Below are 12,715 nucleotides of genomic sequence, written 5' to 3'. Positions count from 1 at the left end.
AACATATGCCGGACCAGTATCGGAGGACCTAGCCACACTACTTTGACCATGGCAAGCAAGCACCACATCGCCTGAAGCCGGTTTGGCCGTAAATTATGTCCGCTTCCGGGCAACATCTCGTGATCCCGCGCCAAACGGACCTGCACCGATATAGTGCCGGAAGGCTTCCGGTCCAGCCTTGGTAAAAAAATCGGCGACAGTCCCGGTTGCGGCAACCGTGGCATTGTCCAGGAACACCATGTCCTGGCCGATACGGTGGGCGTCCTCCGGCTGATGCGTGACGAACAGCACCGTCATGCGCCGCTCTGCATGAACGTCGGCTACCAGATCGAGCATGTCGTCGCGCAAGGCCGGTCCGAGCGAGGCGAACGGTTCGTCGAGCAAGAGCACCGGCCGGTCGCGCACCAGGACGCGGGCGAGCGCGACGCGTTGCCGCTCGCCACCGGAGAGTTCGCGCGGCAGGCGCTGTTGCTTGCCGGCAAGGCCGACGCGCTTGAGCGCCGCGGCGACCGCAGCGTGGTCGGCCTCGGTCAGCCTGAGCGACGGCGAGCGGCCAAGGCCGACATTTCGTTCGACCGAAAGATGGGCAAAGAGATTGTTTTCCTGGAACACCATCGACACCGGCCGCGCCGAAGGCGGTTTGGCGCCGAAATCGGCGCCGCCGATCAGCACGCGGCCCGATCGCGGCGTCTCGAAGCCGGCCACCAGATTGAGCAGTGTCGATTTTCCCGAACCGCTCGGCCCCATGATGGCGGTGATCTTCGAGGCGGCGAACTCGACATCGAATAAAAACGGCGCTTCGCCATAGCTGAACGAGACCTTTTCCAGCCGCACAGCCGTACCGCTTTCGCTGTTGAGCGTCATGATTTTTCTCCCCGTCCCAGCCAGTCCGCGGCCAGGACAAGCGCGAGACAGACCAGGCCGAGCAGCAATGCCAGGCCTGCCGCGTCCATAGTGCGGTAGCTGCCCATCCGCGACAGCAAAAGATAAGGCAGCGTCTGCAGCGAGTCGCTGCCGAATAGGGCAATGACGCCGAGATCGCCGAGCGACAAAGCCATCGCGAGCGCGAAACCGGTGGCGAGCGGCCGCCGCAGCGACGGCCAGTCGACCAGCCGGAACCGGTCCCAGCCCGAAATGCCAAGCAGTAAACAGAGCCGTTCGTGGCGTTCGCTCGCCGCATCATAGCCGGGGCGAATGGCGCGGATGGCAAACGGCATCGCCATCACCGCGTTGACGGCGACGACCATGACAGGGGCGATGGCAAAGACATCGCTGAAAGTACGCAGGAGGAGGAACCAGCCGGCGCCGATTACGATGGGCGGCACGACGAGGACGAGGCCGGCGCCGGTATCGGTGGCGTATTCGAGCAGCGTCTTGGCGTCGACGCGACGCCTCAAGGCCAGCGCCCGTCGTGCCATGACGAGCGACAGCGACAGCGCCACTGAAAGCAGCGCCGCCAGCAAGGCGAGCACGGCGCTGGTCAGCGTTGCCTGCCGCACCGCGCGCTCGGCCGCCAGCCGGCCGAGATCGGCGCCAAGGCCTGACGTCACCGTGGCCGCCATCGGCCCGGCGACGAACAGCAATGCCAGAACGATCAATGCTGCGTTCAGCGCGGTCTCGGCCGTACCAGCCGAAAGATACCGGCGCGGTGCCACCGGCAGGTTGGCGTCGCCGACGGTGTTGGCGCCAAGCCGCATCAATGCAAGCACCACGATGAAGGTCAGCGCGATCTGCAGCAGTGTCAGCGTCACCGCGCGGGCAGGATCGAAATCGAAACGCAGCGCCTGATAGATGGCGACCTCCAGTGTCGTCGCGCCCGGCCCACCGCCCAGCGTGAGCACGATGGTAAAGGATGTGATGCAGAGCATGAAGACAAGCCCGGCGACCCCTGGCAGTGCCGCACGCAGCGTCGGCCATTCGATCAACCGGAATGCGGGCCTGGCGCCCATGCCGAGCTGGCTTGCCAGCCGCCACTGGTCGGCCGGCACTGTCGCCAGCGCCTCGAGGAACAGCCGCGTCGCCAGCGGCAGATTGAAGAAGACATGGGCTACGAGGATGCCGGACAGGCCGTATATGCCCGGCCAGCCCTGACCGCCAATCGCGGTGAGCACGCCGGCGAAATAGCCGGCACGGCCATAGAGAGCCAGAATGCCGAGTGCGGCGACGATGGCCGGCAGCGCAAGCGGCACGGCGAAGAGCTGCAGGATCAAGCCACGACCAAAGAAGCGCGGATGCCGCGACAGCGCCCGCGCAACGAACAGCGCCGGCACGACGGAAAGCAGTGTCGACAGCAAAGCCTGCCACAGCGTGAAACGGGCGACACGGAAGAGGTAGGAATCGAAAGTCGACGCGGCGCCGGTCGGGTTGCGTGTAGCTTCAAGGATGAGCCCGGCGAACGCTCCGCCGATCAGCAGCGCAACAGCGGCAAGCGCGATGGTGCCTGCGGTGACGCGGGGATCGGCAGGATATCCGGTATGCATGCCGCCCTGCCTGGTTCAACGATCGTCGAAGCAGAAAATATGGCTGAGGCCGAGTTCCCGCCCACGCCCCTCTGTCCTGCCGGACAGAGGGGGGCACCGTAAAGTGATCATCTTTCAATCACAAACTACTTGCTCATCACCGACAGCCATTCGTCGACCCAGGCTTTGCGGTTGGCGGCGACCTCTTCGGGGCTGAACAGCAAAGTCTTGGTCGGCTTGACGAGCTTGTCGAAGGCCGGATTGAGCGGCTTGTCAGTTTTGCCGGCAGGAAACATCCAGTTGGTCTCGGGGATGACATCCTGGAATTTCGGCCCGGTCATGAAAGTCAAGAACTGTTTCGCCAACGGGTTCTTCGCACCCGTGGTGGTTATGCCGGCAACCTCGATCTGCAGATACTCGCCCTCCTCGAAGGACGCCGCCTGATAACGTTCGGTGTTTTCGGCGACCATGTGATAGGCCGGCGACGTGGTGTAGGACAGCACCATCGGCGCCTCACCCTTGGTGAACAGGCCATAGGCCTCGCTCCAGCCCGGCGTCACGGTGAGCACCTTTGCCTTAAGCTTGGCCCAGGCTTCCGGCGCCTTGTCGCCATAGACCGACCTCACCCACAACAGCAGGCCGAGACCGGGCGTCGAGGTGCGCGGATCCTGGATGACGATCTTCTCATCGGCATTGCCGTCGACCAATTCCTTCAGGCTCTTCGGCGGGGTCTTTAGCTTTTCGGTGTCGTAGACGACGGCGAAATAGCCATAGTCGAACGGCACGAAAATATTGTCGCTCCAGCCACCCGGCACATTGACGTCGATGACGACGCCATGCGGCGAAAACAGGCCGGTGGCCTTGGCTTCCGCCGTCAGATTGGTGTCGAGGCCGAGCACGATGTCGGCCTTGGTTGCGGCGCCTTCCAGCTTGACGCGGTTGAGCAGGGCGACGCCGTCGGCGACCGCGACGAATTCGAGAATACAGCCGCATTCGGCCTCGAAGGCCTTCTTCACCGCGGGGCCTGGACCCCAGTCGGCGGTGAAGCTCTCATAGGTATAGACGGTGAGTTTTTCCTGCGCGGATGCCGGCCCGATGCCGGCGAGAAGGGCCGCCGCAAGCAGCATTGCCGAAACAAGAGTGGATAAAAACGTGCGCATCGGCGCCTCCTTCGTTCACGTTGAAAGGAATTGAGGCGTCGGGCTGTCCGAAACGTCTAATCCCTCCGCCGGTACAAACCGGATCAGGTTCAGCGGGTTGGCATGGTTGCCTCTCAGCTGGTCCGCGAAGATCGCGTCCAGCACCCCGTTAGAGCGTTTCGACACATAGGCCCGGCCCAGGTGTGGCGCAAGCGGAAGTTTGCCGGGCATCCGGAACGCGGCCTTCCGTTTCGCAAGCAGGGCTGGTAAGGGCCACGCATATGAGCAAATTCACCATCCTGCTTGGCGGCGATCTTATCCGCACGCCGCTGCTCGACCGCCAGGTCGCTGGCACGCGTGTCATCGCCGCCGACGCCGGCATGAGCCATGCCCGGACGCTGAGCCTGACGCCGGAACTCTGGGTCGGCGACTTCGATTCGGTGCCGGCGGATCTGCCGGACGAGCTGGCCGCCGTGCCCCGCCAGGTGTTTCCGGCAGAAAAGGACAAGACCGACGGCGAACTGGCTATCGCCGCCGCGCTCGAACGCGGCGCGACCAGCCTCGTGCTTGCCGGCGCGTTCGGTGGCAAGCGGACCGACCACGCCTTCTTGCACCTGGCGCTCAGCGTCCGACTGGCCGAGGCAGGGACGGACGTGCTTTTGACCAGCGGCGCACAGGAAGGCACCCCCTTGCTTCGCGGAAAGGCCGGCTTCGACTACGCCGATGGCACGCTGTTTTCGATTCTCGGCTTTTCCGACCTTTCCGGCCTGACCGTGACCGGCGCCAAATGGCCGCTGAACCATATCGAGGTGGCGTTCGGCTCGTCGCTGACCATTTCCAATGAGGTCAAGGGCCGGCTCGAAATCGCGCTGGGCAGCGGCCGCGCGCTGTTGCTCGCCCACCCATTCCCGCTTACCGAAAGCTGACATGGCGCCGCCACTTCTCAATCTCGACGGGATAAAACTGACCTTCGGTGGCACGCCGCTGCTCGACGGAGCGGAACTGACGGCGTCGGCGGGCGACAAGATCGCTTTGGTCGGCCGCAACGGCTCGGGCAAGTCGACGTTGCTCAAGATCGCTGCGGGATTGATCGAGCCCCAGGACGGCGAGGTGTTCCGCCAGCCTTCGGCGACAGTGCGCTACCTGCCGCAAATGCCCGACATGGACGGTTTCGCCAGCGTCCGCGCCTACGTCGAGGCGGGGCTCGGACCCGCCGACGATCCCTACCGCGCCACCTATCTGATGGAGCACCTCGGCCTGTCCGGCGAGGAACTGCCGAACGATCTCTCCGGCGGCGAGGCGCGCCGTGCTGCCCTCGCCCGCGTCATGGCGCCGGAGCCCGACATTCTCCTCCTTGATGAGCCGACCAACCATCTCGACCTGTCGGTCATCGAGTGGCTGGAGGAGGAGCTTGCCCGCACCTCTTCGGCGCTGATCGTCATCTCGCACGACCGCCGTTTCCTCGAGCGCGTGTCACGCGCCACTGTCTGGCTCGATCGCGGCCAGACCCGCAGGCTCGACAAGGGCTTTGGCCATTTCGAGGAATGGCGCGACAACGTGCTGGAAGAAGAAGAGCGCGAGCAGCACAAGCTTGGCCGCCAGATCGTACGCGAGGAGCACTGGTTGCGCTACGGCGTGACGGCAAGGCGCAAGCGCAACATGCGCCGGCTCGGCGAACTGCAGACCATGCGCCAGCGTTTTCGTGGCCATCGCGGCGCCGAGGGTGCGGCGACCATGGTGGCCAGCGACGCCGCCGAATCCGGCAAGCTGGTGATCGAGGCCAAGAACATCGAGAAGAGCTTTGGCGATCTTACCGTCGTCAAGGGCTTCTCGACCCGCATCCAGCGCGGCGATCGTGTCGGCCTGGTCGGCCCGAACGGCGCCGGCAAGACGACGCTGCTGAAGATGCTGACCGGCGAATTGAAGCCGGACTCAGGCTCGGTGCGGCTCGGCACCAATCTGGAGGTCGCCACGCTCGACCAGAAGCGCGAGGCGGTCGACCCGGCCGAAACGCTGGCGCAATACCTCACCGACGGGCGCGGCGAGAACCTTGTCATCAATGGCGAGCAGCGCCACGTCGTCTCCTATATGAAGGATTTCCTGTTCAAGCCGGAACAGGCGCGCACGCCGGTGCGCGAGCTTTCGGGCGGCGAGCGGGCGCGGCTGCTGCTCGCCCGTGTGCTGGCGCGGCCGGCAAACCTGCTGGTGCTCGACGAGCCGACCAACGATCTCGACATGGAGACACTGGAACTGCTTCAGGAACTGGTCGCCGGTTTTGCCGGTACCGTCATCCTGGTCAGCCACGACCGCGATTTCCTGGATCGCACGGTGACCAGCCTGATCGCGCCGGACGGCGGCGGCCGCTGGATCGAATATGCCGGCGGCTATTCCGACATGCTGGCGCAGCGCGGCGGCACCAGGCTGGACAACCGCAAGGCACTGCCGCCAAAGGCGGAGACCAGCGAAGTGGCGGCGGCAGGCAGGACCGAAGCAGCTGCGCCGAAGGGTCCAGCAAAGAAACTGTCGTTCAAGCAGAAATTCGCGCTGGAATCACTGCCGAAGAAGATCGAGGCGGTGAACGCCTCGATCTCACGGCTGGAGAACAACATCGCCGACCCGGCCTATTACGAGCGCGACCCGGCCTCATTCCAGAAGACCATCGCCGCGCTCGGTAAGGAGCGCGCCACGCTGGCAGCGCTCGAGGAGGAATGGCTGGAGCTGGAGATGCTGCGCGAGGAGATGGAGGGGTAGGGATTTCACGCGTGTTCTTATGCGCCTATCTTATGCGCATGAATGGGAGCTGCTCCATGTTTCAATCGACTCCAAAAGGCCAACGAAAATCGGTCAACACCTCCATCGATTCCAGATTGATCGAAGACGCCAAGGCGCTCGGTATTAACATATCTCGCGTCGCCGAGGAGGGTATCGCCAAGGCGATTTCAGCCGAAAAAACGCGGCGGTGGCAGGAGGAAAACAGGGAGACGATCGAGAGCTCTAACGACTATGTCAGGCGCAACGGACTGCCACTGGCCAAGTACCGGCCGTTTTGATGGCGCGTTACGAATTCTACCGGAGAGCTGAAGGCGACGGCTATCTGCTCGACGTTCAGGCTGATCTTCTTAAAAGTCTAAACACAAGGGTTGTCATCCCGTTGATGCCGCCCAACAGGCCCCGGTGCCGGGCCGCCGGCTGAACCCCACCTTCACGATCAACGGCAGTGACCATGTCATGGTCACTCAATTCATATCAGCCTTGATGGGCTTCTGAATTGCCTGCTGCCGAAGGAAATCTTTCCAGTCGTCACGACGACATCGGGGCCGCACTCGACATGCTGTTCCAAGGCTTCTGAGCCAAGGGGCGCGTTGAGGCTGGTGAGCCGGCCTCAGCCCGCCGTCTTTGTTTGCCAGGCCTTCAGCGCCTCGTCGAACACCTTCTCGCCGGGAATGCCCTTTTCCATGGTGAGCAGCGCCCGCCGTCCGGTCTTGTAGACGACCGGCACGTCGATCCAGTTCTGCCCCCGGAGCAGGGTCAGATTGGCGTCTTCGTCCGCCTTGGTGTCGTTGAGAGCGACCAGGAAGAAGCCGTCGGCGATCTTGGCCGGGATGCCGATCAGCGGGCTGCCGGCATCCTGTTCAGAGCCCTTCATGGCGACGCGCAGGATATTGTCGACGCCGCCGCCGTCGAAACCATCGGGCGTCAGGAAAATCATCTCGATGATATGGCTGGCCGGCAGTGTCTGGTCGGTGTTGCGGCGGATGGTCATGCGCAGCTGCACGTCCTTGCCCGGAATGCTCGCTTCGGCGCGGATTGCCGGCTCGGGCGGCAAATTGCCGCCGGGCGATTCCTGCACCAGCGACCAGACGATACTGCCGGGCTCGGCCGAGCCTTGGGCGGTGCTGGTACGCTCCTCGTAGAAGATTGCCTTTTGGCCGACCGCCAGCGCGGTTTCCGCAGGCGCGGCTGTCGGCGCGGCCGGCGCAGCACCCGGGGCCGGCGCTGCCGGGGCGGCTGCGCTATCGGTCGGCGCCGCCGGCGCCGGCGTTGCTTCATCGGCAGGCGGTGTTGTGGGGGCAGCGCCCGGCGTGGCGGGCGCAGTCGTGGCTGGCGTATCGCCGGCCGGCGCTGTAGGCGCAGGTGCGGCCGGCGGCGGTGTGGTCAGTGCTGCGACGGATTCGCCCTCTCCGATACTGCTTTGTTCTGAAGCGGGGCCGGGATCGACCTCACCGCCCTCCGGTGTCAGCCGCTGGGTGAACTTTGTGCCCTCGGCATCCGTTGGAGCCGCGGCGGCCGGGGGCCTTGCCGCGGCCTCGGTAGCCGGCTCGGCCGGGGTCGGCTTCACCAACGGTTCTATGGTTGCAACAGTCGTGCTGTTGAGACCCATCATGTTGCTGAACGCGTCCTTGTTCAGCCAGACGCCATAGCCGCCGCCGGCGATGACGAGCAAAGCGACGACAGCGGCGATCAGCCCGCCATAGCTGCGCTTGCGCTCGGCAGGACGCAGACGCTGAAAGGTGTCCGGCGCCGGCTCCTCGTCGTTGGGAAAGACATCGTCTCGAAACGTATCGCTCTTCTCGTCCGCCGCCGGAAAATCCGCGTCCGAAGGCACCGCATCGGTGCGCTCTGGCGGAGAAGCAACGGATGGCGGTTTTTGCCAATTCGGCGCGGCTTTGGCGGCAGGCGCCGGCTGCCACGTCGGCTCGGTCTTTGCCGGTTGCCATCTCGGCTCGGCCTTTTCCGGCTGCCGGACGTGGCTGGGTTGGTTCTTGTTGCGGTCGATGGAGGAGAAGATGTCCTCCAGCTCCGACAGCGGATCGGATGCCGGCGCAGGCTTGGCGTACTCCCGCTCGACGCTGGCGATGGCGTCCTCCAGGGTGCGCTTATGCTGGGCAACGACCGAAGGCGCCAGCGGCGGTATGTTCTTGGCCAGCTTGTCCGCGATCGTCGAACGGGCCTTGTCATAGACCCTCGCGCGTATCTCCGGCGTCGGGTTGTCGAGTTTATCGAGCGTCTTTTTCAGAGCACCAACAAAATCTGCCATGCTTCAGTTGACCTGCATTTCGTTTCTGGGCCGGCCCCCGCAAATCGGCCGCGATGCCCGGAACGGCTGAGAATCTAGTCTTGAAACGGATCGGTCACAAGTATTGTGTCGTCCCGTTCAGGGCTGGTGGAAAGGAGTGCGACCGGCGCGCCGATCAGCTCCTCGATGTGACGGACATATTTGACTGCCTGGGCCGGCAGATCGTTCCAGCTTCTGGCGCCGGCGGTGGTGCCTTTCCAGCCCTCCAGCGTCTCGTAGACTGGTTCGACGCGCCCCTGCGCACCCTGGCTGGCCGGTAGATAATCGATCGTCTCGCCATCGAGACGGTAGCCGGTGCAGACCTTAATCTCGTCCAGCCCGTCGAGCACGTCGAGCTTGGTCAGCGCAATGCCCTTGATGCCGTTGACGGCCACGGCCTGACGAACCAGCACGGCATCGAACCAACCGCAGCGGCGCTTGCGGCCGGTGACGACGCCGAACTCATGGCCACGCGTGCCCAGGAACTCGCCGATCTCGTTCTTCTGTTCGGTCGGAAACGGACCTTCGCCGACACGCGTCGTATAGGCCTTGGTGATGCCAAGTACATAGCCGATGGCACCCGGGCCGACGCCGGATCCGGCGGCGGCTTGACCAGCTACCGTGTTGGACGAGGTGACGAACGGATAAGTGCCGTGGTCGATGTCGAGCAGCGTGCCTTGCGCGCCCTCGAACAGGATGCGTTCGCCGGCGCGGCGCTTGTCGTCGAGGATCTTCCAGACACGGTCCATATAGGGCAGGATCTCGTCGGCGACCGAAATCAGCTCTCTCATGATTGCGTCATGCGTGACTTCGGCATGGCCGAGCCCACGGCGCAGCGCATTGTGGTGCGTCAGCAGCCTGTCGACCTTCAAGGGCAGCGTTTCCAAATCCGCCAAATCCATCACCCTGACCGCGCGCCGGCCCACCTTATCCTCATAGGCGGGGCCGATGCCACGACGGGTCGTGCCGATCTTCGTCCCGGAATTGGTGGCGGCGTCTTCGCGGAATCCGTCCAGCTCCCGGTGCAAGGACAGGATAAGCGCGGTGTTTTCGGCTATTTTCAGGCGCTCCGGCGTCACCCCGACGCCTTGCGCCTTCAATTTCGCCACTTCCGCGACGAAGGCGTGCGGATCGAAGACGACGCCATTGCCGATGATGGACAGCTTGCCTTGCCGCACCACCCCGGACGGCAGCAGCGACAGCTTGTAGACCTTGCCGTCGACGACCAGCGTATGGCCGGCATTGTGGCCGCCCTGGAAGCGTACGACGACGTCGGCGCGTTCCGACAGCCAGTCCACGATCTTGCCTTTGCCCTCGTCGCCCCATTGCGAGCCGACGACCACCACATTGGCCATGTTTCTTTTCCCTTGAGGCGCCGCTCGGAGCGGCTTGAAATAGTTCGAAACGACAGGCTTCTATCGCATTAGGCCCGAAAATCGGAATCGATTTTCGGAAAGCACGATGCGAACATTCAAGCCTTGAGACGTGTACTTTGTCCGTCCAGTGGACGCACGTCGCTCTATAACGTCAAGACCCGGCGAGCGCGACCATTCTTTACCGCCGAAAGCGCCCTCAGGCACAACAATTTTCGCCTTTGACATCATTTACTTGGGCGAACCACCACAATAGGTCGGCAAAAGACCCTTCGCCTGCCCTCCCGGCTGGAAATTTTAGCCATGCATCGAACCGCCTATCTGTTCCTGCTGTTCACCACCTTGCTGTGGGGCGGCAACTCCGTGGCCGGCAAGCTGGCGGTCGACCACATCTCGCCGATGACGCTGGTCTTCCTACGCTGGGTTCTGGCCGTTCTGATCATGCTGCCGCTCGGCTGGCGAACGCTGCGCGAGGACTGGCCGGTGGTGCGCAAGCATTGGTTGCTGCTTGGCGGGCTCGGCGCTTGCGGCTTCACCTTCTTCAACGCGATCTTCTACACGGCGCTCAACTACACGACGGCGATCAACGTCTCGATCGAGCAGGCGGCGATACCGATCGTGATCATCCTCGCCAATTTCGTGCTGTTTCGCCTGCGTGTGAACCGGGTGCAGATCGCCGGCGTCGTGCTGACGATTGTCGGTGTCGCCCTGACAGCCTGCCATGGCGATCTGCGCCAACTTCTCAAGCTGAATCTCAACTTCGGCGACGCCATCATGCTGATCGCGGTGCTTTGCTACAGCTTCTACTCGGTCGGGCTGCGGCTGAAGCCGGCTATACGCTGGCAAAGCCTGATGCTGGCGCTGTCGATTGCCGCACTTGTCACCTCGCTGCCTTTCTTCCTGTGGGAAGTGGCCGCCGGCAAGGTCATCGTCCCCGATGCGCGCGGCTGGGCGATAGCGTTCTACACCGCGATCGGCGCCTCAGTCGTCTCGCAGATCTTTTACATCAGGGGCAACGAACTGATCGGCGCCAACCGGGCTGGCCTGTTCATCAACCTGGTGCCGATCTTCGGCACGCTCCTGTCGGTGCTGATCGTCGGTGAGACATTCCAGCTCTATCAGGGACTGGCCCTGGTGCTGGTGCTTGGCGGTATCAGCCTCGCCGAATACAGCGGAAGGAAGATAGCGATTTAGCCGGCAAATATTCGACGCCGCATGGTGCAATCCAGAGCCTGTCAGCCACATTGCCCGCGCGCCCCGCGTGCTTGCAGAGCACGCGGCGCGCGGGCATTATTCAGGCGCCCACATCGAAATGCAGCCGCTTGGCGGAGTCGATCGACTTGTGCGCCCGCACCTGTTCCAGCACGTTTTCCGGGAACGGCGCATCGAGATAAAGCAGTGCAATGGCATCGCCGCCAGGCCGGTTGCGGCCGAGCTGGAAGTTGGCGATGTTGACGCCGTTCTCGCCGCAGACCGTGCCGAGCAGGCCGATGATGCCGGGCGCATCGGCATTCGTCGTGTAGAGCATGTGCTGGCCGACCTCGGCGTCGAGGTTGATACCCTTGATCTGGATGAAGCGCGGCTTGCCGTCCGAGAAGCAGGTGCCGGCGATCGAACGCGTCCTATGCTCGGTCTTGACCGTCAGCTTGATGTAGCCGTCGAACACGCCGGATTTGTCGCGCTTGACCTCGGCGACGATGATGCCGCGCTCCTTCACCATGATCGGCGCCGACACCATGTTGACGTCGGAGACCTGCGGCCGGATCAGCCCGGCAAGAGTGGCGCTGATCAGCGCGCGCGTGTTCATCGTCGCGGTCGAGCCGTCGAACAGTATCTCGACCTCCTTGATCGGATCCTCGGTGACCTGGCCGACAAAGGCGCCGAGCACTTCGGCAAGCTTGACGAAAGGCTTCAGGCGCGGCGCTTCTTCAGCGGTGATCGACGGCATGTTGATGGCGTTGGAAACAGCGCCCTTGATTAGATAGTCGGCCATCTGCTCGGCGACCTGCAGGGCGACATTCTCCTGCGCCTCCATCGTCGAAGCACCGAGATGCGGCGTCGCCACCACGTGCTCCATGCCGAACAGCTCACTTTTCTCCGCCGGCTCTACCTCGAACACATCGATGCCAGCGCCCGCCACCTTGCCGCTTTTCAACGCCGCGATCAGGTCGGCCTCGACGATCAGCCCGCCACGGGCGCAGTTGATGATGCGCACGCCGGTCTTCATTTTGGCGATCGCCGCGGCGTCGATGATGTTGCGCGTTTTGTCGGTCAATGGCGTGTGCAGAGTGATGAAATCGGCACGGGTGAACAGCTCGTCCAGTTCGACCTTCTCGACGCCGAGCTCCTCGGCGCGGCTGTCCGACAGAAACGGGTCGAAGGCGATGACGTGCATCTTGAGGCCGACGCCGCGCGTGGCCACGATCGAGCCGATATTGCCGCAGCCGATGATGCCCAGCGTCTTGCCGGTGATCTCGATGCCCATGAAGCGGTTCTTTTCCCATTTGCCGGCATGGGTCGAGGCATTGGCTTCCGGTATCTGGCGGGCCAGCGCGAAGATCATGGCGACGGCATGCTCGGCGGTGGTGATCGAATTGCCGAACGGCGTGTTCATGATGATGATGCCCTTGCGGCTCGCCGCCGGGATGTCGACATTGTCGACGCCGATGCCGGCGCGGCCGACCACCT

11 protein-coding genes and 1 riboswitch are annotated in these 12,715 nt (G+C 63.6%); of the genes, 5 read left to right on the top strand and 6 right to left on the bottom strand.

Annotated features, from left to right (window positions below; genetic code table 11):
* Positions 1-93: 93 nt before the first annotated feature.
* The 3 genes from thiQ to thiB form a co-directional block, all read right to left on the bottom strand.
* On the bottom strand, positions 94-864 hold the full coding sequence (gene thiQ, locus EOA86_RS06045) for a thiamine ABC transporter ATP-binding protein (protein WP_128340996.1): 771 nt from the start codon (positions 862-864) through the stop codon (positions 94-96).
* Positions 861-2,480, bottom strand: coding sequence for a thiamine/thiamine pyrophosphate ABC transporter permease (thiP, locus tag EOA86_RS06040; RefSeq protein WP_128340995.1), 1,620 nt, complete (start codon positions 2,478-2,480; stop codon positions 861-863). Before thiP ends, thiQ begins: the two co-directional genes overlap by 4 nt.
* Before the next feature lie 125 nt (positions 2,481-2,605).
* Positions 2,606-3,619, bottom strand: a complete 1,014-nt coding sequence (thiB, locus tag EOA86_RS06035) for a thiamine ABC transporter substrate binding subunit (protein ID WP_128340994.1) — start codon at positions 3,617-3,619, stop codon at positions 2,606-2,608.
* 43 nt (positions 3,620-3,662) lie between these two features.
* A riboswitch (TPP riboswitch) is annotated at positions 3,663-3,777 on the bottom strand.
* 102 nt (positions 3,778-3,879) lie between these two features.
* Between thiB and EOA86_RS06030 the strand changes: the two genes are divergently transcribed.
* From EOA86_RS06030 to EOA86_RS41440, 4 genes are read left to right on the top strand one after another with little or no spacing between them, the layout of a single operon-like run.
* Positions 3,880-4,524 (top strand): thiamine diphosphokinase, encoded by a 645-nt coding sequence (locus tag EOA86_RS06030; protein WP_128340993.1) that lies wholly within the window; start codon positions 3,880-3,882, stop codon positions 4,522-4,524.
* 1 nt (position 4,525) lies between these two features.
* Positions 4,526-6,349: an ABC-F family ATP-binding cassette domain-containing protein gene (locus EOA86_RS06025; RefSeq protein WP_128340992.1), complete on the top strand. Its 1,824-nt coding sequence runs from the start codon at positions 4,526-4,528 to the stop codon at positions 6,347-6,349.
* A 56-nt stretch (positions 6,350-6,405) separates the two neighbouring features.
* On the top strand, positions 6,406-6,648 hold the full coding sequence (locus tag EOA86_RS06020; protein ID WP_128340991.1) for a type II toxin-antitoxin system CcdA family antitoxin: 243 nt from the start codon (positions 6,406-6,408) through the stop codon (positions 6,646-6,648).
* Positions 6,648-6,791, top strand: coding sequence for a CcdB family protein (locus EOA86_RS41440; RefSeq protein ID WP_348633330.1), 144 nt, complete (start codon positions 6,648-6,650; stop codon positions 6,789-6,791). Before EOA86_RS06020 ends, EOA86_RS41440 begins: the two co-directional genes overlap by 1 nt.
* A gap of 189 nt (positions 6,792-6,980) precedes the next feature.
* Here the strand turns inward: EOA86_RS41440 and EOA86_RS06010 are convergent, their stop codons facing one another.
* Together EOA86_RS06010 and EOA86_RS06005 are read right to left on the bottom strand one after the other, a co-directional pair.
* On the bottom strand, positions 6,981-8,636 hold the full coding sequence (locus EOA86_RS06010; protein WP_127210629.1) for a hypothetical protein: 1,656 nt from the start codon (positions 8,634-8,636) through the stop codon (positions 6,981-6,983).
* Between the two features lie 74 nt (positions 8,637-8,710).
* Entirely contained in the window at positions 8,711-10,009 is a 1,299-nt protein-coding gene (locus EOA86_RS06005) for an adenylosuccinate synthase (protein WP_128340990.1), read from the bottom strand.
* Between the two features lie 321 nt (positions 10,010-10,330).
* Between EOA86_RS06005 and EOA86_RS06000 the strand changes: the two genes are divergently transcribed.
* The gene (locus EOA86_RS06000) at positions 10,331-11,221 is read left to right on the top strand and encodes a DMT family transporter (protein ID WP_128340989.1); all 891 of its coding nucleotides are present in this window, start codon (positions 10,331-10,333) and stop codon (positions 11,219-11,221) included.
* Positions 11,222-11,321: 100 nt separating this feature from the next.
* Here EOA86_RS06000 and serA read toward each other — a convergent pair.
* The coding region (gene serA, locus EOA86_RS05995; protein ID WP_128340988.1) for a phosphoglycerate dehydrogenase at positions 11,322-12,715 on the bottom strand (1,394 nt) is incomplete at its 5' end.

Source organism: Mesorhizobium sp. M5C.F.Ca.IN.020.32.2.1 (assembly GCF_004023105.1).
GTDB classification, from domain to species: Bacteria; Pseudomonadota; Alphaproteobacteria; order Rhizobiales; family Rhizobiaceae; genus Mesorhizobium; species Mesorhizobium wenxiniae.
The sequence above is the reverse complement of the archived record's forward strand: the minus strand, read 5'-3'. Positions and strand labels throughout refer to the sequence as shown.